Origin of the sequence: Nocardiopsis potens DSM 45234 (genome assembly GCF_000341105.1) — a bacterium.
GTDB lineage: Bacteria > Actinomycetota > Actinomycetes > Streptosporangiales > Streptosporangiaceae > Nocardiopsis_A > Nocardiopsis_A potens.
In genome coordinates this window covers 128949-152144 of record NZ_ANBB01000022.1, presented here as the reverse complement: position 1 = coordinate 152144, position 23196 = coordinate 128949, and the positions used below count along the sequence as shown (strand labels likewise).

The following is a 23196-nucleotide window of genomic DNA, read 5'->3' as shown; positions in this document are numbered from 1 at the left end:
CCGATGAGATGGCCGGGTCCGGCCCGACCGGGCCCGATCCCCGCCCTCGGGGAACCGCGGGACCTGCTCTAAAGTCTCACCTGACGTACCCCGATCGCCCCGATCCCCCGTACACGGGGCGCGACGAGGAGAGACCAGTGAGTTATCAGGGTGGAGGCTACGGGCCGCCGCAGGGCCCGATGCCGGGCGGACCGCCACCGGGGCGGCAGGGAGTGGGCAACCGCATCCTCATCATCTCCCTGGTGCTGGTCATGGTCGCGGCCGCGGTCATCGCGATCGGCATCGTGGTCTGGTCCTTCCGCGGCGACGGCCGGGGCGGAGGCACCGCCGCCTCCCCGCCCCCGAGCGCCTCCCCGGCCGCGGAGGAGTCCCCCGAACCCTCCCCGGAGCCCTCCACGGACGCCGACGACCTGGTCAACCCGGGCTGGAAGCTGGCGACCGCCGAGTACTACGACTTCTACTACGAGGTGCCCTACAGCGACTGGAGGATCTCCCCGGGGCGCGGCAACGACATCGGCTTCGACGAGGACGACGACGGGGAACTGGACTACGTCTGGGAGGGAGCCTCCTCCTACCTCCAGTCGCCCTGCGACGACTGGGGCGCCCGCGCCGACGTCGGCGCGTTCGGCGTGCTGGACTCCACCGACACCGAGGACTCGGCGCCGAAGGTCGCCGAACGCTGGGGCGAGCTGGGCTACAGCGGGAAGAAGGAGGACCAGGCCTCCTCCACCGAGGTCCGGTCGGTCGAGCCGCTGGAGGCCAACGGCCTCTCCGGGCACCTGGCGATCGTGGACGTCACCGTCCCCGACGGCCTGAGCGAGTGCGCGCCGGAGAAGGCCGTGGTCTACACCGCGGCCTTCCTCGACGAGGAGCGCGAGGGGCGGCTGCGCACGCTGAGCGTGGTGGCCGACGCCGGAGTCTCCGACGCGCTGAGCGAGTCCCGGATGCGCAGGATCATCGAGAGCGTGCGCGACATCGGCTGACCCGGCGCCGGCGGCCGCCCCGCCGGGGCCGGCCCCCGCCCGGGCGCCGGGTTCACCGCCGCGGGCCCTGCCGTGCGGGGCGGCGGGGGATCCGGCCGAACGGTTTGACCGTGGAGAGCAGCACCGTCGCCAGCAGGACGGTGAACGAGACCGACAGCGCGCCGAGCGCGGAGACGCGGTCGACCGCGCCGGCCGCGGCCGGGTCCGCGCCGAGCGCGCGGACGGCCGGGCCGATGCTCAGGTTGCTTCCGGCGACCAGCAGCGCGGTCAGCCCCAGCTTGACCGCCACCCAGTAGTGCCGGAACAGCCCCCACGGGGTGCCCAGGGACAGGATCAGCCCGCTGGCCAGCGCGGTCAGGCTCAGCGGCAGGATGAGCAGGCCGGACAGGAGCCCGGCGGCGCCGTAGACGGCCTCCCGGGTCGCCGCGGAGCCGGTCGCCCACCCCAGGGCGGCCAGGGTCAGCAGGCTCCCGTGCACGCCGACCCAGCCCACCGAGGCGATCACGTGCACGCTCAGCGCGGCCTTCCGCCACCCCGGCGGGAGCCGCCGGGCGCGCACGGCGCCCGGCGTCCCCGCGGCGGCCGGCGCGGTGGTCACCGCCGGCCCTTCTCGTCCCGGCCGGGCGTCCAGTTCAGCGCGCTGGCGCGCTCCATGAACTCCTCGACGGTGATGTCGCCCTTGGCGAAGCGCTCGGCCAGCACCCGGCGGGCGGCGTTCTCCGGGCTCTCGGCGGCGGGTCCGCCGGCCCACGGCGGCCGGTGGTGCCCCTTCTTGGCGCGGACCAGCAGGAACGCGGCCAGGGCGATGAGCAGGATCAGCAGGCACAGCATGGCGGCTCCAACGAAGGGTGCGAAGGGCGGCGGGCCGTGGCCGGCCCACCCGGGTCCGTATCGGGTCGCGGCCTCGGCCGCGGCGGTGAGCATCGTGGTCATGGACCCACCGTCCGCCCGCCGGGCGGTCGCGCACATCGTCCGGCCGTCGTCACCGCGGCTACGCTCCGGCGCCGACGCGCGCTACGCTCCCCGGCCGACGCGCGGGACCGGCCCGCCGGGCTAACGTCACCGGTGTGAGGTCGTTCCTTGACAGAGTCCGCGCCCCGTGGCGGTCCGGCGCCGCCCGGCGGCTCGCCCTCGACGTGCCGCTGGGCCTGCTCGTCCTGGCCTTCTCCGCGGTCTTCCTGCGCGCCGCGCGGACCCCCGGCCGGTTCCCGGAGGGCGGGCCGGAGGGCGGTCCGCCCTGGAAGGGGCCGGGGTGGGGGGACGGCCCGCCGTGGGCGGGCGCCGACCCGCTCCCGCCGGAGCCGCTCGCCTTCGCCTGCATCTGGGCGGTCGCCCTGGCGGTGGCGCTGCGCCGGTTCTACCCGCGGGCCGCGTTCGCCGCCGCCGCGCTGGGCGCCGCGGTGTTCGTCGCGGAGGTCGGCGGGAGCGGGCCGATCCTGGCCGGCATGGTGGTGACCGCCTACACCATGGCGTCCCTGGCGCCGCTGCGCTCCTGGGCGCCGTGGACCGCGGCCGTCCTGCCGCTGCTCCTGGCCGCCGGGGTCGGCCGGCCCTACCTGGGGCTGCTGGAGGCCTCCACCTACGCGGTGGCCGTCCCCTACACCACGCTGCTGCTCGCGGCGCTCGCCGTCGGCGTCACGGTCCGCGGCCGCCGGGAGAACGCCCTGCAGGAGCGCCGCGAGGAGCTGCGCCGCTCCGCCTACGAGGAGCGGCTGCGCATCGCCCGGGAGGTGCACGACCTGGTCGGGCACAGCCTCTCGGTGATCAACATGCAGGCCGGGGTGGCCCTGCACGTGCTGGACAAGCGCCCCGACCGGGTCCGCGACTCCCTCGCCGCGATCCGCTCCACCAGCAAGGACGCGCTGGAGGAGCTGCGCGGCACGCTGGCGGTGTTCCGCGAGGGCGACGGCGCCGCCCCCGCGCCCGCCCCCGGCGACGACCGGGCCCCGCTGCCCGGACTGGACCGGCTGGGCGAGCTGGCGGCCCGGATGGAGTCGGCCGGGCAGCGCGTCTCGGTGCACACTGAGGGGAGCCCGGTGGTCCCGCCCGCGGCGGTCGACCACGCCGCCTACCGGATCGTGCAGGAGGCGCTGACCAACGCGCTCCGGCACGCACCGGGGGCGGAGGCGCGGGTCCGGGTCGGCTACGAGCGCACGGAGGTCGTTGTGGAGATCGAGAACGGCGGGGCCGCCGTCCCGGAGCACGCCGAGGGGAGCGGGATCGCGGGGATGCGCGAGCGGGCCCGCGCGGTCGGCGGGAACCTGCACGCCGGGCCCCGGCCGGAGGGCGGCTTCGCGGTCCGCGCCCGGCTGCCGCTGGGCGCCCCCAGGAGCGGCCGGTGAGCGCGGTCCGCGTCGGCCTCGCCGACGACCAGGCGCTGGTCCGGATGGGCCTGCGGGTGCTCATCGAGGAGGAGGACGGGCTGGAGGTCGCCGGGGAGGCCGGGGACGGCGCCGAGGCCGTCGAGCTGGTCCGCCGGGAGCACCCCGACGTGCTGCTGATGGACGTCCGGATGCCGGTGATGAACGGCATCGAGGCGCTCCGCGCCATCGCCTCGGACGAGGCGCTGTCCGGCACCCGGGTGGTGGTGCTGACCACCTTCGAACTGGACGAGTACGTCTTCGACGCGCTGCGCGCCGGCGCGGCCGGGTTCCTGATCAAGGACAGCCCGCCGGAGGAGCTGCTGCGCGCGATCCGGCTGGCCGCGGAGGGGGAGTCGCTGCTCTCCCCGTCGGTCACCCGGCGGGTGATCTCCTCCTTCACCGCGGCGGCGCCGTCGGCCGAGGGCCCCCGCCCCGACCTGGGCGGGCTGACCGAGCGCGAGCGGGAGGTGCTCTCCCTGGTCGGCGAGGGGCTGTCCAACGCCGAGATCGCCGAGCGGCTGTTCGTCAGCCCGGCGACCGCGCGCACCCACGTCAGCCGGGCCATGGTCAAGCTGCACGCCCGGGACCGGGCGCAGCTGGTGGTCATCGCCTACCGGGCGGGCCTGGTGCGCTGAGCCGGGTCAGCCCTTCATGCTCCCGGCCATCAGGCCGCGGGCGAAGTAGCGCTGCAGGGAGAAGAAGACCAGCAGCGGCACCACCATCGAGACGAAGGCGCCCGCGGTCAGCCGCTGCCACTCGTTGCCGCGGGTGCCGGCCAGCTCGGCCAGGCGCACGGTGAGCGGGGCGACGTCCACGCTTCCGCCGGCGAAGATGAGCGCGACGAGCAGGTCGTTCCAGACCCACAGGAACTGGAAGATGGCCAGCGACACCAGGGCCGGCACGGTCAGCGGCAGCACGATGCGGCCGAAGATCGTGCCGTGCCCGGCGCCGTCGGCGCGGGCCGCCTCGATGATGCTCGAAGGCAGCCGGGACACGAAGTTGTGCATCAGGAAGATGCCGAGCGGCAGCCCGAAGACGGTGTGCGCGATCCACACGGTGGTGAACTGGAAGGCCCCCGGCAGCTCCCAGGCGGGCAGCACCTGGACGCCGCCGACCGACATCCCCTCGGAGAACAGCCGGAGCAGCGGCACCAGCGACATCTGCAGCGGCACGATCTGCAGCGCGAAGATCCCGATGAACACCCAGTCGCGGCCGGGGAAGCGCATCCAGGACAGGCAGTAGGCGGCCAGTGCCGCCAGCAGCACCACGAACACCATGGCCGGCACCGCGATGACGAAGGAGTTGACGAAGTGGCTGGCCAGCCGGCCGTCGCTGGAGCTGCCGAAGAGCACGTCCCGGTAGTTGCGCAGGGTCAGGTCGGGGTCGGCGAAGAAGGTCCACCAGCCGGTGCTCTTGATGTCCTGCTCGGGGCGGAACGAGGAGACGAGCAGCCCGGCGGTGGGCACGGTCCACAGCAGGGCGATCACGATCGCCGCCGCGCTGCCCCCGGCCCCGGAGAGCCGGCGGCGCACCCGGGCGGCGCTCCCGCCGCCGGTGCGGGCGGGGGCGGTGCGCGCGGGCGCGGTCCGTCGCTGCCGTGTCACGCGGCCTCCCTGGAACGCCGGGTGTTGCGGATCTGGATCAGTACGAGCGGGACCACCAGCACGAACAGGAAGACCGCCAGCGCCGAGCCCTGGCCCAGCTCCCCGTAGCGGAACGCCTGGTTGTACATCTCGTTGGCGATCACCGAGGTGGAGAACTGGCCGCCGGTGACGGTGCGGACGATGTCGAACACCTTGAGGGTCTGCACCGAGATGGTGATCAGCACGACCGCGGTGGTCGGCCAGATCATCGGCAGGGTGACCCGCCAGAACAGCTGCCAGGGGCCCACCCCGTCGATCCGGGCGGCCTCCACGATCTCGGTGGGGATCGCCTTGATCGCCGCGGACTGGATCACCATGGCGAACCCGGCCTGGATCCAGATCAGCACCACGATCAGCAGCAGGCTGTTGAGCGGCTGGTCCAGCAGCCACTGCCGGGGCGCGCCGCCGGCCGCGGTCCACAGCGCGTTGAGCACGCCGATCTGCTCGGCCTCGGGGGGCCGGTAGGCGTAGACGAACTTCCAGATGATGCTGGCGCCGACGAAGGAGATCGCCATCGGCATGAACAGCAGCGACTTGGCGAGCGACTCGTAGCGGGACCGGTCCACCAGCACCGCGTAGGCCAGCCCGGTGGCGGTGGCCAGCACCGGCGCGATGAGCACCCACAGCAGGGTGTTCCGGAGCACCAGCAGGATCTCCGGCCGGGTGAACATCCACACGTAGTTGCGGAACCCGACCCAGGCCTCGCCGGACCCGTCCATGAAGGACAGCGCGGTGGTGCGGATGACCGGGTAGACCAGGCCGACCCCGAGCAGCAGCGCGGCCGGGCCGAGGAAGCAGGCGGCCTGCCACCACTCGTGCCGGGTCCGCGGGCCGCGGTCCACCACCAGCAGCACCAGCCCGATCGCCGCGAGGAACGCGGAGACGGCGATCAGCAGCCACAGGAGCTTGGGCAGCTCCTCGAACACGTCGAAGCCCATGGTCCTCCAGATCGCCCGCCGCGGGTGCGCGTGCCGCCGGGCCGGGGCTCACCCGGCCCGGCCGGCCCTCAGTCCTTCCAGGAGTCCTCGATGTAGCCGAGGGTCTCCTCGGTGCCCTTGCCGTTGATCCAGTCGGTCATCCCGCGCCAGAAGGTGCCCGAGCCCACCGCGGCCGGCATGTAGTCGCCGCCGTCCCAGCGGAACACCACGTCCGGGTCGCGGAGCAGCTCGGAGGAGAGCCGGTCGATCGGGTTCTCCAGCAGCTCCAGGTCGAGGTCGCGGTGGGCGGAGAACCAGCGGCCCAGCTCGGCCCGGCTGTTCGCGAACTCGACGGTGGCCAGGTACTCCTGGACCGCGACCACCTCGGGGCGGTCGGCGAAGGCCGCGGCGAACTCGCCGCCGCCGACGATGGGGGTGCCGACCTCGGCGTCGATGGCCGGCATGTTGTAGGCGTAGATGTCGCCGTCCTCGGAGATGTCGGTCTCCTCCGGCCAGTTCGCGGCGTAGAAGGAGCCCATCATGTACTGGCCGCACTCGCCCTCGTAGACCGGGAGCCCGGCGTCCTGCTGGGAGGTGGTCGCGATGGACTTCACGCCGCCGTGGCCGCCGTTGACGTAGTCCGGGTTGCGCAGGATGCCGTCCACCCGGTCCAGGGCGTCCACGATCTTCGGGTCGTCGAACGGGATCTCGTGCTCGATCCACTGGTCGTAGACCTCGGGGCCGTGCTCGCGCAGCACCGCGTTCTCCAGCCAGTCGGTGGCGGGCCAGCCGGTGGCCTCGCCCGACTCGATCCCGGCGCACCAGGGCTTGAGCCCGTCCTCGGCCATCGTGTCGGAGAGCTCGATCATCTCGTCCCAGGTCTCGGGGATCTCGTAGCCGTTCTCCGCGAAGACCTTGGGCGAGTACCAGACCAGCGATTTCACGTTGGCGGCCTGCGGGGTGGCGTACAGCTCGCCGTCGTGCTCCACGTAGGAGAGCCAGTCCTCGGTCCAGCCCTGCTCGGCGCGCTCCCGGGCGCCCTCGGGCAGCGGCAGCGCGTCGCCGGACTCCACGAACCGGGCGAGCAGCCCGGGCTGCGGGAAGATCCCGATGTCCGGGGCGTTCCCGCCGTCCACCTTGACCTGGATCTGCGCCTCGAACTCGCCGCTGCCCTCGTAGGTGATCTCGATCCCGGTGCAGTCGGAGAACTCCGACCAGGCCTGCTCCAGCCGCTCGCCCTCCTCGTCCCGGATGGAGCCGTAGATCTCCACGGTGCCGCCGATGTCCTGCCACTCGGCGTAGGACTCGCAGGCGGCCGAGTCCTGGTCGGCCCCTCCGCCGTCCTCGCCGGCCAGGTAGGCGCAGCCGCCGGCCAGCAGGACCAGCGGCATGCCGGCCGCGGCGAGGCGGAGCTTCGGTGTCGGGGGCGGGATCGGGGCCATGCGCGCACCTCCAGGAACACCCGGCGACTGGTATAGACCGGTGGCCACCGATGTAAGTCCCTACCCGGGCGGATGTCCAGGGCCGGGCCCGATGCGGACGGCAACGGTTCCATCACGGCCGTGATCGCTCACGGCGAACAGCGGTCCGGGAAGAAAGTCGGACTCTTCTTTATTGAGTGAAAGTGACTCAACCATGGAGGGTTCGATGAGTGAAGCGCAGACCGCTGCGACGCTGCCGGTTCTCCCTCTCGACGATGACGTCGTGCTCCCCGGCATGGTGGTGCCGGTGGACATGTCCGATTCCGAGGTCCGTGCGGCCGTCGAGGCGGCGCAGGCCGCCGGGAAGGGCGGCTTCGAGGTTCCCGGCATCCGCTCCGACTCGGGCAGGCCCCGGGTCCTGATCGTTCCGCGCGTCGACGGCTCCTACGCCGGCGTGGGCACCGTCGCCCTGGTCGAGCAGGTCGGGCGCACCCCGCAGGGGGACCCCGCCGCGGTGCTCCGCGGCGCGGCCCGCGCCCGGGTGGGCTCCGGCACCACCGGCCCCGGCGCGGCGCTGTGGGTCTCGGTCGAGGTGCACGAGGAGGGCGCCCCCGAGGGCGGCCACCCCGGCAAGGTCACCGAGCTCGCCCGCGAGTACAAGGCGCTGGCCGCGACCTTCCTGCAGAAGCGCGGCGCCTGGCAGGCGATCGACACCATCCAGCAGACCGAGGACCCCGGCCGGCTCGCCGACCGCGGCGGCTACTCGCCGTTCCTCAAGACCGAGCAGAAGCTGCGGCTGCTCCAGACCTACGACGTCGCCGAGCGGCTCCGCCTGCTGATCGAGTGGACCCGCGAGTACCTGGCCGAGCTGGACGTCGCCGAGACCATCGACAAGGACGTCCAGGAGGGCGTCGACAAGCAGCAGCGCGAGTTCCTGCTCCGCCGCCAGCTGGAGGCGATCCGCAAGGAGCTCAACGAGCTGGACGGGCGCCCCGGCAGCGAGGAGGACGACTACCGGGAGCGGGTCGAGGCGGCCGACCTCCCCGAGCACGTCCGCGAGGCGGCCCTGGCCGAGGTGGACAAGCTGGAGCGGGCCGGCGACTCCTCGCCGGAGTCCGGGTGGATCCGCACCTGGCTGGACACCGTGCTGGACATGCCGTGGAACGTCCGCACCGACGACGCCTACGACATCCCCGGCGCCCAGCGGGTGCTGGACGCCGACCACACCGGCCTGGACGACGTCAAGGAGCGGATCACCGAGTACCTGGCGGTGCGCAAGCGCCGCGAGGAGCGCGGCCTCGGCGTGATCGGCGGCCGGCGCAGCGGCGCGGTGCTGGCCCTGGTCGGCCCGCCCGGCGTCGGCAAGACCTCGCTGGGCGAGTCGGTGGCCCGCGCGATGGGGCGGAAGTTCACCCGGGTCGCGCTCGGAGGCGTCCGCGACGAGGCGGAGATCCGCGGCCACCGGCGCACCTACGTCGGCGCGCTGCCCGGCCGGATCGTCCGGGCGATCCGCGAGTCCGGGTCGATGAACCCGGTGGTGCTGCTGGACGAGATCGACAAGGTCGGCACCGACTTCCGCGGCGACCCCACCGCCGCCCTGCTGGAGGTGCTGGACCCGGCGCAGAACCACACCTTCCGCGACCACTACCTGGAGGTCGACCTCGACCTTTCCGACGTGGTCTTCCTCGCCACCGCCAACGCGCTGGACACCGTCCCGGGCCCGCTGCTGGACCGGATGGAGCTGGTCGAGCTGGACGGCTACACCGAGGACGAGAAGGTGCGGATCGCCCGCGACCACCTGCTGCCCCGGCAGCTGGAGAAGGCGGGCCTGGCCGAGGGCGAGGTGGAGTTCGACACCGCGGCGCTGCGGCTGCTGGCCGGCGAGTACACCCGCGAGGCGGGCGTGCGCGGACTGGAGCGCTCCATCGCCCGGGTGCTGCGCAAGATCGCGGCCCGGGAGGCGGTGCAGGGGTCCGGGCTGCCGGTCGCGGTCGGCCCGGACGACCTGAAGGGCTACATCGGCCGGCCCCGGCACACCCCGGAGTCGGCGGAGCGGACCGCGGTCCCCGGCGTGGCCACCGGCCTGGCGGTCACCGGCACCGGCGGCGACGTGCTCTTCGTGGAGGCGTCGCTGGCCGACCCGGAGTCGGGCGCCTCCGGGCTGACCCTCACCGGCCAGCTCGGCGACGTGATGAAGGAGTCCGCCCAGATCGCCCTCTCCTACCTGCGCTCCCGCGGCGCGGAACTGGAGCTCCCGGTCGCCGACCTGAAGGACCGCGGCGTGCACCTGCACGTCCCCGCGGGCGCCGTGCCCAAGGACGGCCCGAGCGCGGGCGTCACCATGACGACCGCCCTGGCCTCCCTGCTCTCCGGCCGCCCCGCCCGCTCCGACGTGGCGATGACCGGCGAGGTCTCCCTCACCGGCCGAGTCCTGCCGATCGGAGGGGTCAAGCAGAAGCTCCTCGCGGCGCACAGGGCGGGGATCACCACGGTCCTCATCCCGTCCCGCAACGAGCCCGACCTCGACGACGTCCCCGAGGACGTCCTGGAGCAGCTCACCGTCCACCCGGTGAGTGATGTCCGGGAGGTCTTGGACTTGGCACTGGAGCCTGCGGGGACCGCCGAGGAGGCCCGGCCTGTGGCCGCCTGAGGGCGACGAGAAAGACCCTCTCGAAGTGTGGGGTCGTCGGATCGGGGGAGCCGGCGGCCCCACGCGTGCGTCAGGGGTCTCTGTGGTCCGAATGGCCACCGATGCGAGCGGATCTTCTCGGGCGCCGTCCTCGCGAATGCGGGATGCGGGGCGCCTTGAGCCGTCGGAGTGCCGCCACGGTCAGGACGCCACCACCTCATCCGGAGGTTCGGGGGGTTGGTTGCGATCCGGTGACATGTCGTGCATGCCCGAAATCGCTGAGGCTACGATGAGGGCGCTCGGCCAAGTGTGGCGGAACAAGGGGTGCGCTCCGGCCTGACTCCGAGCGCCTGGAGGGAGACTGACGGGGTGGAGCCGCTGGAGCCGTCCGATCCCGCGCGTATCGGCGGCTATCAGCTCACCCACCGCCTGGGCGAAGGCGGCATGGGCCGGGTCTACCTCGCCACCACACCTTCGGGACGCTACGTCGCCATCAAGGTCATCCGCCGCGCCCTGGCCCGGGAGGGCGACTTCCGCGTCCGATTCGCCCGAGAGGTCGATGCCGCGCGTCGGGTGGGAGGGTTCCACACCGCCCCCGTTGTCGACGCCGACCCGGAGGGTGATCCTCCGTGGGTCGCCACCGCCTACATCTCCGGCCCCACACTGCACCAGGCGGTTCGCGACGGGGGCCCCATCAGGCCCCCCGCTCTGCACGCGTTGGCGGCCGGGCTGGCCGAGGGACTCAAGGCGGTGCACGACCACGGGCTGGTCCACCGAGACCTCAAACCGGGCAACATCATCCTCAGCGATGACGGGCCCCGCATCATCGACTTCGGTATCGCCCGGCCGCTGGACTCCGAGAGCCTGACGACCCACGAGGCGGTGTTCGGCACCCTGCCCTACATGTCGCCCGAACAGACCGAGAACTCCCACGTCGGCCCGGCCTCGGACATGTTCTCCCTCGGTACCGTTCTCGCCTTCGCCGCGACCGGCACCAACCCCTTCAGCGCCGACTCGATGGCCGCGACGATCCGCCGCCTCATCGGCCCGCCCCCCGACCCCGGCGACATCGACCCCCATACCCACGCGCTCATCGTCGGCTGCTGGAACCACGACCCGGACCAGCGGCCCACCCCCGGGGCGATCCTCACCCGCTTCGGCACCCTCGGTGCCCGCGCCGCCGGACGGCCACCCGGCACCACCCGGCCGCCTGCCGACGCAGGCGGGTCCGAACCGACCACGCGTCCCCCCGCCCCGACCTTTGCCGAAGCCGGCGAATCCACCGGGCGTCCTCCCGCTCCGACCATCGTCGAACCCACCGGATCCATCACGGGCACCCCCGCGCCGCGCGCCGCGACCGGAGAGCCGGCCGACACCTTGGGGAGGCCGTGGAGGAAGAGGGCTTGGCTCATCGCCACCGTCCTCGTGGTGACCACCACCGTCGTGACGGTGGGCGAAGTCGCCCAGCGAACCGACCGCGAAGGCGACCGGTCCGATACCGCCTCCGAGGTCCCCGAACCCGCCGCCACCCTCACCGGACACGAGGAAGCGGTGAACTCGGTGGTGTTCAGCCCCGACGGCACCACCCTCGCCACCAGCGACGCGAAGTTCTCCGTGCGGCTGTGGAACACCGGCACCTGGGAGGAGAGCACCACCCTCATCGACGACGACGGCGTGATGGGCGTGGGGTCCCCGATGGTGGCGTTCGACCCCGACGGCACCACCCTCGCCACCGGCCACCGATCGGTCCAGCTGTGGGACACCGGCACCTGGGAAGAGACCGCCACCCTCGTCGAGGACGACTGGATCACTTCGGTGGCGTTCAGCTCGGACGGCACCACCCTCGCCACCAGCGACGCCGTCGGCACCGTGCGGCTGTGGGACACCGGAGCCGGGGAGGAGACCGACGTTCTCGACGGGCCCACCAACTATATGACCTCGGTGGCGTTCAGCCCGGACGACGCCATCCTCGCCACCGGCACGGCGGCCGACGAGGCGGAGGTATTCGAGGGCAGCGACGGCGGGGCCATCCGGCTGTGGGACACCGACACCGGCGACGAGGTCGCCGTCCTCGCCGAGAACGACCCCTCGTTCGAGTCGGTGGGGTTCAGCCCGGACGGCACCATGCTCGCCGCGTGTTCAGGAGGCACCGTGCGGTTGTGGGAGACCGGCACCTGGGCGGAGGACACCACACTCCCGGATCGGCGATGCACGTTCTCGGTGGCGTTCAGTCCGGACGCCACCACCCTCGCCGCCGGCGACGACGACGGCACCGTGCGCCTGTGGAATACCGGCACCTGGGAGGAGACTGCCGCGCTCCCGGCTCAGGAACGGGTGGAGTCGGTGGGGTTCAGCCCGGACGGCACCACGCTCGCCGTCGGCCACAGCGACGGGACCGTGCGCCTGTGGGAAGTCGGCTAGAACCGGAACCGTCAGTCCGAGGACGCGGTTCCGCAAAGGGCTCAGGTAGCCGACGGATGCGCGCGTCGCTCGGTGAGGGCACTGCGGGTGGCCACCGTCGGTGAAGCAGAAGCTGCTGGCCGCACACCGCGCGGGCATCACCACGGTCCTCATCCCGGCCCGCAACGAGCCCGACCCGGACGACGTCCCCGACGACGTCCTGTCCCGGCTCACCGTCCACCCGGTGAGCGACGTCCGCGAGGTCCTGTCCCTGGCCCTCTCCGCGGCCGAGACCCGCGACTCCGTCGCGGCCTGACCACCCGCCGCTCGTCAGGGGGCCCGGTAGACGGAATGGCCGCCGATCCGCCGCCACACCGACGCGCCGACCGCGTCCTCCGGATGAGCAGGGAACCCCTCACCCGTCATCGGAGGGTTCACCTCTCCGGAAGCGAGCTCCTCATCGGCCTCCCGCCCGGCCTGCTGCCGGCCCTCCTCCCAGAACTGCACACCGTTCGGGTGGACGGCGGCCTTCGGCGGAAGGACGGCCTCTCCCTCACGTACGGCGAACTCCGCGCCCCCCGGTCGGTGACGGGCGTCTGGTGCAGGGTGCGCGGGTCCGGGCGGCCGCCGGGCTCGGAGAGCAGCGCTGCCTCGGCCGCCGGGTGGCCGGGCGGGTGCCGGGGGCTGGCTACTGTGGGGCGCATGAGCTCAGAGAACGGTGAGAGCGGGCCGCAGCTGCACGTCGTCCTGATCGGGTACGGCAAGGGCGGCGAGGTGTTCCACGCGCCGCTGATCGCGGCGACGCCGGGGCTGCGGCTGGCGGCGGTGGTGACCGGGAACCCGGAGCGGGCCGCGGCGGTGCGGCGGCGGTACCCGGGGACCGAGGTGATCGGCTCGGCCGAGGAGCTGTGGGCCCGGGCCGGGGAGTTCGAGATCGCCGTGGTGACCACGCCGAACGACACGCACGCGCCGCTGGCCGCCGCCGCGCTGGAGGCCGGGCTGTCGGTGGTGGTGGACAAGCCGTTCGCGCTCGGCTCGGACCAGGCGCGGGAGCTGGTCGAGCGGGCCGAGCGGCTCGGCCGGGTGCTCACCGTCTACCAGAACCGGCGCTGGGACTCCGACTTCCTCACCCTGTGGCGGCTGATCGACGAGGGGGCGCTCGGCCGGGTGCACCGGTTCGAGTCCCGGTTCGAGCGGTGGCGCCCCAAGGCCAAGGACACCTGGCGGGACGGCGGCACCGTCGAGCAGGGCGCGGGCATCCTGTACGACCTGGGCCCGCACCTGATCGACCAGGCGATCAACCTGTTCGGCCCGGTGGCCGGCGTCTACGCGGAGCTGGACGCGCGGCGCGCCGGCGTCGCGGCGGAGGACGACGCCTTCCTGGCGCTGACCCACCGCGGCGGGGTCCGCTCGCAGCTGTGGATGAGCGCGCTGGCCGCCCGCCCCGGGCCGCGCTTCCGCGTCCTCGGCGACCAGGGCGGGTTCACCGTCCAGGGCATGGACGGCCAGGAGGACCGGCTGACCGCGGGGGAGACCCCGGACGCCGCGGACTGGGGCGTCCAGCCGGAGGAGACCTGGGGCCTGGCCGGCGCCGAGGACGACGTCCGCCCGGTGCCCGCCGTGCGCGGCGCCTACCCCGACTTCTACGCCGGCGTGCGGGACGCGGTCGGCGAGGGCGAGCCGGTGCCGGTCGAACCGCACGAGGTGGTGCACGGCCTCGAGGTCATCGAGGCCGCCCGCCGCAGCGCCGCCGAGCACCGCGTCGTCGCCCCCGGCGAGCAGGGTTGATGCCCTGAGCCGCTGCACCGATGATCTCGGCGTCGCCGGGGGTGTCGGAGCGCTCCGACACCCCCGGCAACGCCGAGATCATCGCCCGGGGCGGGGTTCGGTCGGCCCCGAGGGGCGGGGCGGCCCCCGGTCCGGTGGACCCGGTGCGGGGGCGGGGGAGGGCGGCGGCTAACGTCGGATGAGTGGACGAGTCGCTGAAGGACGGGCGGGACCGGATCGGGCACCGGGCGGGGAGCAGCGGCCACCGGCGCGTCGTGGTGGCGATGACCGCCGCCGGGATCGCCACGTTCGCCCAGCTCTACGCGGTGCAGGCGGTGCTGCCGGGGATGGCGGGGGAGTTCCGCGCGCCGGCCTCCTCGGTCGCGCTGACCGTCTCCTTCGCCACCGCCGGGCTGGCCGCCTGCGTCCTGGTGTGGAGCGGTGCGGCCGACCGGTTCGGGCGGGTGCGGGTGATGACCGCCGCGCTGGTCGCCTCCACCCTGCTCGGCCTCGCGGCGCCGTTCGCGCCGGACATCGCCTCGCTGCTGGTGCTGCGCGCCCTGCAGGGCGCCGCGCTGGGCGGGGTGCCCGCCGTCGCCATGGCCTATCTGGCCGAGGAGATCGCCCCCTCGCACCTGGGCCGGGTCGCCGGCGTCTACATCGCGGGCAACACCGTCGGCGGGATGAGCGGGCGGCTGGTCGCCGGGGCCGTGGCCGACTTCGGCGGCTGGCGCTGGGGCGTCGCCGCCGACTCGCTGCTGGGCCTGGCCGCGCTGGTGGTCTTCCTGGTCGCGGTGCCGCCCGCCCGGGGCTTCGTGCGGCGGCCGCGCCGCCGCAAGGACGGGAGCGGCGGGGCGGGCATGGCCGCCCGCCTGGCCGGGGCGCTGCGCGACCCCGGGATGATCGCCCTCTACCTCCAGGCGCTGCTGCTCATGGGCGCGTTCGTGACCGTCTACAACTACCTGGGCTTCCGGATGGCGGGCGAGCCGTTCGGGCTCTCCCCGACCCTGGTGGCGTTCCTGTTCGTCGCCTACCTGGCCGGGACGGTCGGTTCCGCCGCCACCGGCCGGGCCGTCGAGCGCTTCGGCCGCCACCCGGTGCTGGCCTGCTCGGTCATCGCGATGGCGTCCGGCGCGGCGCTGCTCGCGGTGCCCGCCTTCACCGCGGTCGCGGCCGGACTGCTGCTCCTCACGTTCTTCTTCTTCGCCGCGCACACCACCGCCGCCGCCTGGGCCGGGCACCGGGCCGCGCCGGCCGTCCGCGCGCAGGCCTCCGCGCTCTATACCCTCTGTTATTACCTGGGCTCCAGCGCCTTCGGCTGGCTCGGCGGCCTCCTCTACGACCACTGGGGATGGAACGCGGTCGTGGGCTACGTGCTCGCGCTGTGCGCGTGCGCGCTCCTCGCCGGGGCGGCCCTGCGAACCGGCCGCGGGTGAGAGAGTCGAGGTGACCGGGGCGGCGCGGCCCAGCGAGGGGCGGCGGCGCGCCCTTACCCAGTGAGCGATGCGGCGCAAAGGCGCGCGAAGGAGCGACTACCGTGGCCCAGGTTCTCGTCGTGGCAGATGACCTCACCGGGGCCAACGCCACCGGTGCCCGCTACGCCCGGGCGGGCATGCGGGTGGCCACCGTGACGCCGGAGCAGGTGTCGGTGGCCGCCGACGATTACGACGTGGTGGTGGCCAACCTGGACAGCCGGCACCTCCCCGCCGAGCAGGCCGCGGACCTGGTCGCCGACGTGGTGGAGGCGGTCTGGCCGGTGGAGCTGGTGGTCAAGCGGACCGACAGCGTGCTGCGCGGCAACGTCGGCGCGGAGCTGGAGGCGGCGGTGCGCGCGGTGCGCGAGCGCCTGCCGGGGCGCAGGGTGCGGGCGCTCATGGTGCCCGCGCTGCCCGCCTCCGGCCGGGTCACCGTGGACGGCGTGCAGCTGCTCGACGGGGTGCCGCTGGAGCGCTCCGAAGCCGCCGAGGACCCGTTCTGGCCGATGGAGACCGGCCTGGTCGCCGAGATCCTCGCGCACCAGACCGACCTGGCCGTCCGGCACGTGCCCGCCCGCCAGGTCACCCGGGAGCTGCTCACCGCCGACCTGGTCGCCGGGGACGAACCGGTGGTGCTCTGCGACGCCGTGGACGAGAACCGGATCGAGGACATCGCCGAGGCCGCCGCCGAGGCCGCCCGGAGCGAGGGCGTGGTGTGGGTGTCGGCCGACCCCGGCCCGGCCGGCGCCGCGCTGGCCTACGCGATGCGGCTGGGCGGCCGGGGCGGCGCCCCGGGCCCGCTGCTGGCCGTGGTCGGCAGCACCACCGGCCTCACCCTGCGCCAGCTGGAGACGGTGGCCCGCACCGGCCCGGTGCGCTTCGTCGACGTGGACCCGGTCCGGCTGGCCGAGCCGGGCGGGGCCCACCCGGAGGAGGTCGAGGAGGCCCTGCTGGAGCAGCTCACCGGTGCGGTCTTCCCGGAGTTCGTGGTGGTGCGGGCGCTCCCGCCGGCGCCGGGCGCCGAGGACCCGGGCGCCGCGCTGCGCGCGCTGCCCGCCGGGCTCGCCTCGGTGGTGGCCCGCGCGGTGCGCGCCCTGGAGGCCGGGACCGGGTCGCACGCCCTGCCCACCGGGCTCTACCTGACCGGCGGGGACCTCGCCGCGAGCCTCCTGGACGAGCTGGGCGTGCGGGCGTTCGCGGTCGCCGGGGAGATCGTGCCGCTGGCGGTGCACGGCACCGTCGGCGGCGGCCCGCTGGACGGGGTCCCCGCGATCACCAAGGGCGGCCTGGTGGGCGACGCGACCACGGCGGCGGAGTGCTTCGGCCGGCTGCGCAGGTTCGCCCAGGCCCGGCTGCACCAGGTCGACGCGGAGGTGCCCGAGCGGATCCCGCCGGCGGGCGGGGAGAGGCGTCTCACAGCAGGTCGGGGCGCGCAGGGCCGGAGCGGTGGTCTAGGATCTCGGGCAATTTAATCGGAACGAGTCCGCCCGGGGAACCGGGTGGACACGGCCTTGGGAGGACGATGACCCGACTCGCCTACGAAACGATCCGCCGGATGCCCAAGGTGCTCCTGCACGACCACCTGGACGGCGGACTCCGCCCGGAGACCCTGCTCGACCTGGCCGCCGAGACCGGCTACCGGGGCCTCCCGGAGGGCGGCGCGGACCGGCTCCAGGACTGGTTCTCCGGCGCCGCGCACGGCTCCCAGGAGGAGCAGCTCTCCCGCTACGAACCGGTGCTCGACCTGCTGCAGACCCGCTCCGCCCTGGTCCGGGCCGGCGTCGAGTGCGCCCAGGACCTGGCCGAGGACGGGGTGGTCTACGCCGAGGTCAAGCTCGCCCCCGAGCAGCACACCCGGGAGGGGCTCACCCGGGAGCAGGTGGTCGACGCGGTGCTGGAGGGGCTGAGCGTCGGCACCGCCAAGGCCCGGCTGTTCGGCCGGGAGGTCCGGGTCCGCCTGCTGCTCACCGCGATGCGCCAGGCCGCGGACTCGATGGAGATCGCCCGGCTGGCGGTGGCCTACCGGGACGCCGGGGTGGTCGGCTTCGACATCGCCGGCCCGGAGGCGGGCTACCCGCCCACCCGGCACATCTCCGCCTGCGAGTACATCCAGCGGGAGAACTTCAACCTCACCCTGCACGCGGGCGAGGGGTTCGGCCTCTCCTCCATCTGGGAGGCGATCCAGTGGTGCGGCGCCGACCGGCTGGGCCAGGGCGTCCGGATCGCCGACGACATCGCGCTCGCCGAGGACGGCACCGCCAAGCTGGGCCGGCTGGCCTCCTACATCCGGGACAAGCGCATTCCGCTGGAGCTGTGCCCCACGTCCAACGTGAACACCGGCGCCGTCGCCTCGCTCGCCGAGCACCCGGTGGAGATGCTCCGCCGGCTCCGGTTCCGGGTCACCGTCAACACCGACGGGCGGCTGGTCAACGCCACCTCGATGAGCGCCGAGCTCGCCCGGCTGAGCAGGGAGTTCGGCTACGGGATCGACACCCTGCGCTGGTTCACCGTCAACGCGATGAAGTCGGCCTTCGTCCCGCACGACGAGCGGCTGGACCTGATCGACCGGGTGATCAAGCCGGGGTTCGCCCGGCTGCGCACCGAGCACGTCGGCGCGTCCTTCTTCCGCCGGGAGGACCCCTGGTGACCGCCGCGGGGCGGCGGAGGGCCGGCAGGGCGCGGCGCACCGGGCGGATGGACGGTCCCCTATAACAGCGATCCATCCGCCCGGAGCCCGCTTCCTCCCCATGCCACGGGGAGGCGCTCGGGGGCGGTCCCGCGGGTCAGTCCTGCTCGGGATCGACCTCGGGGACCGGGAACGGCGGCCGGCCGCGGCCGGTGAGCCGGTGCCCGCCCCACGGGTTGGTCTCGGTGAGGGTGCCGGGCGCCTCGTGGCCGTCGGCGGTGCGCACCAGGACCGCGGTGTTGCCGGCCCGGAACTCGGCGTCGACCCCGGGGGAGGCGGAGATCCGCCCGATCCAGCGGTAGCCGCCGCTGAGCGGGTCGAAGTGGCCGGCGATGTGCGCCTCGGCCTCGACCGGCCGGTCGCCGCCGAAGACCAGGGTCACCGGGCCCTCGTACTCCTCCTCGTCGTCGCCCATGCCGCTCATGCGGCCACCTCCCGCCGCCCGCTCCGCCGGCCCGCCGCCCTCCGGCCCGGGGGCGCCCCGGACTCCCAGCGGATCCGGTAGTTGTGCGGATCGAAGCGGAGCGTCCGCAGGGCGTACTCGAAGCTGAACCCGGGCCAGAGCGTGACGTTGCGGCCCTTGTCGTTCAGGTACCAGCTGTCGCACCCGCCGGTGACCCAGACCGAGCGGCGCGTCTTGTGCTGCATCAGGGCGGCGTAGGCGGCCTGCGACTCGGGCAGCGGCTCCAGCCGGTCGGCGCCGTTGCGGGCCGCGTAGCCCAGCGCCGCCATGATGTAGCGCATCTGGGCCTCGAGGAAGAAGACGTGCGAGGTGTGCCCGGGGCCGGTGTTGGGGCCGGCCATCAGGAACAGGTTGGGGAACCCGGCGACGGTGGTGCCGTTCAGCGCCTCCAGGTCCTGGCCGTGCACGTCGAACAGGGTCCGGCCGTCGGCGCCGTGCACCACCTTGGCGGCGGGCATGTCGGTGACGTGGAACCCGGTGCCGAAGATGATGGTGTCGACCTCGCGCTCGGTGCCGTCGGCGGCGACGATCGACTTCTCCCGGATCTCGGCGACCCCGTCGGTGACCACGTCGACGTTGGGCCGGTCCAGCGCGGGGTAGTAGTCGTTGGAGAGCAGCAGCCGCTTGCACCCGGGCAGGAAGTCCGGCACCAGCTTGGCGCGCAGTTCCGGGTCGCGGACCTGCCGCCTGAGGTGCGCCTTGGCGAGCGCCTCGACGCCCTTCATCAGCGCCGGGTACTTCACGAAGCCCAGCACGTAGCTCTCCCGGCCCCAGTAGATGTTCTTCCGGAACACCTGCTGGGCGAGGGGCACGTGGTTGAAGAGCCAGCTCTCCGCGCGGGTCACGGCGCGGTCGTGCTTGGGGATGATCCACGGAGGGGTGCGCTGGTACAGGTCGAGCCGGGCGACGCTCTTCTGGATCTGCGGCACGAACTGGATCGCCGAGGCGCCGGTGCCGATGACCGCCACGTTGCGCCCGGTCAGGTCGTGGCCGTGGTCCCACCGGGCGGAGTGGAACACGGTGCCCTCGAAGTCGGCGAGCCCGGGCAGGTCCGGGATCGCCGGGTCGGCCAGCGCGCCGCACGCGCTGATCAGGAACTGGGCGGTGTACACGCCCCGGCCGGTCTCGATCCGCCACCGGTTGGCGTCCGGCTCCCAGTGCGCCCCGGTGACCTCGTGGTGGAACCGGACGTGCCGGTGGACGTCCTCCTCCTCGGCGACCCGGCGCAGGTAGTCCTGGATCTCGGCCTGCGGGGAGAAGGTCCGCGACCAGCCCGGGTTGAGCCGGAAGGAGAGCGAGTACAGGTGCGAGGGGACGTCGCAGGCGGCGCCGGGGAAGGTGTTGTCCCGCCAGGTCCCGCCGACGTCGCCGGCCCGCTCGAAGAGGACCAGGCTCTTCAGTCCGGCGCGCTTGAGCCGGGCGGCCATCCCGATGCCGGAGAACCCGGTGCCGATGATGGCCACCCGGTGATGCGGCGTCGTCTCGTTTTCGGTCACCGTGAACGTCCCTTCGGTGCGCGGGGTGCGGGGAGGGCGGGGCGGCCCGGGGAGGGGAAGGGGGCCGGGCCCGCGGGGACTCGGGCGCGTTCGAGCCCGCGGGCCCGGCCGTTCGTGCGGGCCGCGGCGCGGCCCGGGGAGGTCAGCGCGCGACCGCGGCCGGCGCGCCGGGGCGGCCGAGCAGCCCGGCGCGGCGCCAGACGTACTTGGCCGGGCCGGCGAGCAGGCCGGCCTTGTCGAAGGTCGCGACGACCTTGCGCGCCGCCCAGGTCTTGGTGTCGATGTGGTGGTGGTTGCGGCGGGCGACCTTGGCGGCCTCGCGCGGGTCCAACCCGACCGACTTGTAGACCTCGGGGCTGATCAGCCGGGTGGTGGCGAAGTAGACGACCAGCCCGAGGACGAACCGGCTGTAGGCCTTGGAGACCCGGCCGTGGTGGTCCCAGTCGCGGATCAGCTCCTCGCGGGCGTAGCGCATGTGCCGGGCCTCCTCCACCACGTGGATCCGGGAGACGGCCTGCACCAGCGGGTCGAGGGTGTCGTCGACCATCGCCTCGCGCTGCAGCTGGTCCAGGATCTCCTCGACGTAGAGCGCGCCGGCGAAGGTCAGCGGCCCGTTGGAGATCGCCTTGAACAGCCGGCCCAGGTTGTGCGTGATGAAGTCCGGCCGGTAGTGCCGGCCGGCGAGCTTCTGCGTCATCTTCGCGAACATCACCGAGTGGCGGCACTCGTCGGCGATCTCGGTGTAGGCGTACTGGACGTGGTTGGTGGTGGGGTCGCGGTCGTAGGCGTGCCGGACCAGCATCTGCATCAGGATGGTCTCGAACCACAGCCCGATGGAGGCGATGCTGGCGACCTCGTGCCGGCTGAGCTCCTTGCGCTGCTCCTCGCTGAGCCGGTCCCACAGCTCGGTGCCGTACAGCGAGATGCGCTCCGGCTTGAGGGCGTAGCGCTCCTTGTCGATGGGCGCGTCCCAGTCGATCTCGACGAGCGGGTCGTAGGAGGCCTTCGCCGAGGAGCGGAGCAGCCGCTTGGCGATGTCCTCGCGGTCGGTGATCGCCGGCTTGGGCGCCGGGGTCTGCACGGTCATCGCGGTTCTCCTTCGCGGGGGTGCGGGCGGTGGTCCGGGGCCGGGCCGGACCGGTCGGAGGTCGTCAGGGTGCGGCGGCCGGCGGGCGTCCGGCGCCGTCGTCCGGGGCCGCGCCGTGCCGTTCGCGCAGCCCCCGGGTGATCTCGCCGCCGGAGAGCTCGCCGGTGCGCACCAGCTCGGCGATCTCCACCGCCGCGATCCTGTCCACCAGGGCCGGGGCGTGCCGGGCGAGGCGCAGCGCGGCGCCGCCCAGCGGGGTGGAGGCGGTGTCGCGGGGCGGCCTGCGGGCCGCGGCCGCGCGCAGCGCGGTGAGCACGGTGTCCCGGATCCGCTCGGCGGGGACCAGCCCGTCGAGCGAGGCGCCGGCGGCGCGCGAGGCGTCGTGGATCGGGGTGTCGACGTAGCCGGGGTGCACGGTGGTCACCCCGATGTGCGTCCCGTACTCGGCGCGCAGGGTGTCCGCGTAGGCGGTGACCGCGCGCTTGGAGACGGCGTAGGCCCCGGCGAACGGGAGCGCGATGCCGGCCAGCAGCGAGGCGGTGACCACCACCCGCCCCCGGTCGCGCAGGAGCGCGGGGAGCGCGGCGGCGGTGACCCGCCAGGTGCCCAGCAGGTTGACTTCGAGGGCCTCGTAGGCGAGCCGGTCGGGCATGGCGCCGATGTCCACCGCGGGGCCGACGCCGGCGAAGTGGATCAGCCGGTCCAGCCCGCCGAGCCGGCCGATCGCCTCCGGGACGGCCCGCTCCACCTGGGCGGCGTCGGCGACGTCGCAGGCGAGGACGGGGACGGCCGGGTCGGGCTTGCGGTCGAGGCCGATCGCGTCCGCGCCGACGTGCCGCAGGACCTGCATCGCGGCACCGCCGAAGGCGCCGGAGGCCCCGGTCACCAGGACGCGCTTGCCGGCCAGGTCGGGCAGGGTCGGTCGGGGCATATGTGATCTCCTCCACACGTCTTGCCGGAACGTTACAACGAGCATTGTCACGGTGCAAGAGGGTCAAGTCGTGGAAACAGCGCGGAATCCATAGGCTTGGGGCCATGGCCGAATACCGCATCGACGAGTTGGCGCGCCTCGCTGAGACGACCGTGCGCAATGTGCGCGTCTACCAGGACCGGGGCCTGCTCTCGCCGCCCCGGCGGGAGGGGCGGGTCGGCATCTACACCGAGGCGCACCTGGCCCGGCTGCGGCTGATCGCCCAGCTGCTCTCCCGCGGCTACACCTTCGCCAACATCCGCGAACTGGTCACGGTCTGGGAGCGCGGCGGCGACCTCAACGACGTGCTGGGCTTCGAGTCGGCGGTGGGCGACCCCTGGACCGACGAGATCCCCGGGCACATCACCGCCGACGAGCTGGTGGAGCTGTTCAAGGGCGACGTCACCGACGACAACATCGAGCGGGCGGTCCGGCTCAACCTGCTGGAGGTCGACGGCGACCGGTTCCGGGTGCCCAGCCCCCGCCTGCTGCACGCCGGCGCCGAGCTGGTCGCCGCCGGCATGTCGGTGAGCAGCGTGCTGGACATCGCCGAGCGGCTGGAGGGGCACGTCGACGCCGCCGCCGGGGAGCTGGTCCGGGAGATCGCCGACCACATCCTCTCCGAGCACGCGCCGGAGGGGATCCTGCAGGGCAGCGACATAGGGGAGGCGGCCGAGCTGGTGCGCCGGCTGCGGCCGCTGGCGCAGAGCGCGGTGGACGCCATGCTCGCCCGCGCCATGGCCCGGCACATGCACCACGTCCTCGGCGACCACTTCTCCGACATGCTGGAGCACATCGCCGCCCAGCACGCCGAAGAGGCCGACCGGAAGGCCGCCGAGACCGCCTGACCCGGAGCCCCTCCCCGGCGATCTTGACGGCTATCAACGCGCGTTGAT

19 protein-coding genes and 1 pseudogene are annotated in these 23196 nt (G+C 73.8%); 11 read left to right on the top strand and 9 right to left on the bottom strand.

Annotated features, from left to right (window positions below; genetic code table 11):
- Positions 1-212: 212 nt before the first annotated feature.
- Entirely contained in the window at positions 213-983 is a 771-nt protein-coding gene (locus tag D459_RS0108870; RefSeq protein WP_017592646.1) for a hypothetical protein, read from the top strand.
- 52 nt (positions 984-1035) lie between these two features.
- On the opposite strand, the gene D459_RS0108865 is transcribed toward D459_RS0108870, so the two are convergent.
- Positions 1036-1581 carry a hypothetical protein gene (locus D459_RS0108865; protein WP_017592645.1) on the bottom strand — a complete coding sequence of 182 codons (546 nt, stop codon included), beginning with the start codon at positions 1579-1581 and terminating at the stop codon, positions 1036-1038.
- Positions 1578-1916: an SHOCT domain-containing protein gene (locus D459_RS0108860; protein ID WP_017592644.1), complete on the bottom strand. Its 339-nt coding sequence runs from the start codon at positions 1914-1916 to the stop codon at positions 1578-1580. The genes D459_RS0108865 and D459_RS0108860 overlap by 4 nt, the downstream gene beginning before the upstream one ends.
- 134 nt (positions 1917-2050) lie before the next feature.
- Between D459_RS0108860 and D459_RS0108855 the strand changes: the two genes are divergently transcribed.
- Together D459_RS0108855 and D459_RS0108850 are read left to right on the top strand one after the other, a co-directional pair.
- Positions 2051-3325 carry a sensor histidine kinase gene (locus D459_RS0108855; protein ID WP_026120205.1) on the top strand — a complete coding sequence of 425 codons (1275 nt, stop codon included), beginning with the start codon at positions 2051-2053 and terminating at the stop codon, positions 3323-3325.
- Complete coding sequence (locus D459_RS0108850; RefSeq protein WP_017592642.1) at positions 3322-3981, top strand: response regulator; 660 nt, start codon at positions 3322-3324, stop codon at positions 3979-3981. Before D459_RS0108855 ends, D459_RS0108850 begins: the two co-directional genes overlap by 4 nt.
- Before the next feature lie 6 nt (positions 3982-3987).
- Here D459_RS0108850 and D459_RS0108845 read toward each other — a convergent pair whose 3' ends face one another.
- From D459_RS0108845 to D459_RS0108835, 3 genes are all read right to left on the bottom strand, one after another.
- A complete protein-coding gene (locus D459_RS0108845) occupies positions 3988-4950 on the bottom strand; it encodes a carbohydrate ABC transporter permease (protein WP_017592641.1) in 963 nt (320 codons plus the stop codon).
- A complete protein-coding gene (locus D459_RS0108840) occupies positions 4947-5927 on the bottom strand; it encodes a carbohydrate ABC transporter permease (protein WP_017592640.1) in 981 nt (326 codons plus the stop codon). Before D459_RS0108840 ends, D459_RS0108845 begins: the two co-directional genes overlap by 4 nt.
- A 68-nt stretch (positions 5928-5995) precedes the next feature.
- Entirely contained in the window at positions 5996-7348 is a 1353-nt protein-coding gene (locus tag D459_RS0108835) for an ABC transporter substrate-binding protein (RefSeq protein WP_017592639.1), read from the bottom strand.
- A 205-nt stretch (positions 7349-7553) separates the two neighbouring features.
- On the opposite strand from D459_RS0108835, the gene lon reads away from it, so the two are divergent.
- The 7 genes and pseudogenes from lon to D459_RS0108790 all read left to right on the top strand — a co-directional run bounded on the left by lon (position 7554) and on the right by D459_RS0108790 (position 18245).
- The gene (gene lon, locus D459_RS0108830; protein ID WP_026120203.1) at positions 7554-9977 is read left to right on the top strand and encodes an endopeptidase La; all 2424 of its coding nucleotides are present in this window, start codon (positions 7554-7556) and stop codon (positions 9975-9977) included.
- A 348-nt stretch (positions 9978-10325) separates the two neighbouring features.
- Positions 10326-12377: a WD40 repeat domain-containing serine/threonine protein kinase gene (locus tag D459_RS31155; protein ID WP_017592637.1), complete on the top strand. Its 2052-nt coding sequence runs from the start codon at positions 10326-10328 to the stop codon at positions 12375-12377.
- A 100-nt stretch (positions 12378-12477) separates the two neighbouring features.
- Positions 12478-12672 (top strand): annotated as a pseudogene (locus D459_RS0108820) (S16 family serine protease); the annotation flags it as partial.
- 386 nt (positions 12673-13058) lie between these two features.
- Positions 13059-14144 carry a Gfo/Idh/MocA family oxidoreductase gene (locus D459_RS0108810; protein WP_017592634.1) on the top strand — a complete coding sequence of 362 codons (1086 nt, stop codon included), beginning with the start codon at positions 13059-13061 and terminating at the stop codon, positions 14142-14144.
- 182 nt (positions 14145-14326) lie between these two features.
- Positions 14327-15559, top strand: a complete 1233-nt coding sequence (locus D459_RS0108800) for an MFS transporter (RefSeq protein ID WP_017592633.1) — start codon at positions 14327-14329, stop codon at positions 15557-15559.
- 101 nt (positions 15560-15660) lie between these two features.
- Entirely contained in the window at positions 15661-17070 is a 1410-nt protein-coding gene (locus D459_RS0108795; RefSeq protein WP_017592632.1) for a four-carbon acid sugar kinase family protein, read from the top strand.
- A gap of 50 nt (positions 17071-17120) precedes the next feature.
- Positions 17121-18245 carry an adenosine deaminase gene (locus D459_RS0108790; RefSeq protein ID WP_017592631.1) on the top strand — a complete coding sequence of 375 codons (1125 nt, stop codon included), beginning with the start codon at positions 17121-17123 and terminating at the stop codon, positions 18243-18245.
- Positions 18246-18381: 136 nt separating this feature from the next.
- Here the strand turns inward: D459_RS0108790 and D459_RS0108785 are convergent, their stop codons facing one another.
- From D459_RS0108785 to D459_RS0108770, 4 genes are all read right to left on the bottom strand, one after another.
- Positions 18382-18708: a DUF4873 domain-containing protein gene (locus D459_RS0108785; RefSeq protein WP_017592630.1), complete on the bottom strand. Its 327-nt coding sequence runs from the start codon at positions 18706-18708 to the stop codon at positions 18382-18384.
- Positions 18705-20174, bottom strand: coding sequence for a flavin-containing monooxygenase (locus D459_RS0108780; RefSeq protein WP_241484975.1), 1470 nt, complete (start codon positions 20172-20174; stop codon positions 18705-18707). Before D459_RS0108780 ends, D459_RS0108785 begins: the two co-directional genes overlap by 4 nt.
- 211 nt (positions 20175-20385) lie before the next feature.
- Positions 20386-21330, bottom strand: coding sequence for an AurF N-oxygenase family protein (locus D459_RS0108775; protein WP_017592628.1), 945 nt, complete (start codon positions 21328-21330; stop codon positions 20386-20388).
- Between the two features lie 64 nt (positions 21331-21394).
- Positions 21395-22261 (bottom strand): SDR family NAD(P)-dependent oxidoreductase, encoded by an 867-nt coding sequence (locus tag D459_RS0108770; RefSeq protein ID WP_017592627.1) that lies wholly within the window; start codon positions 22259-22261, stop codon positions 21395-21397.
- Positions 22262-22365: 104 nt separating this feature from the next.
- Between D459_RS0108770 and D459_RS0108765 the strand changes: the two genes are divergently transcribed.
- On the top strand, positions 22366-23148 hold the full coding sequence (locus D459_RS0108765; RefSeq protein WP_017592626.1) for a MerR family transcriptional regulator: 783 nt from the start codon (positions 22366-22368) through the stop codon (positions 23146-23148).
- Positions 23149-23196 lie beyond the last annotated feature (48 nt).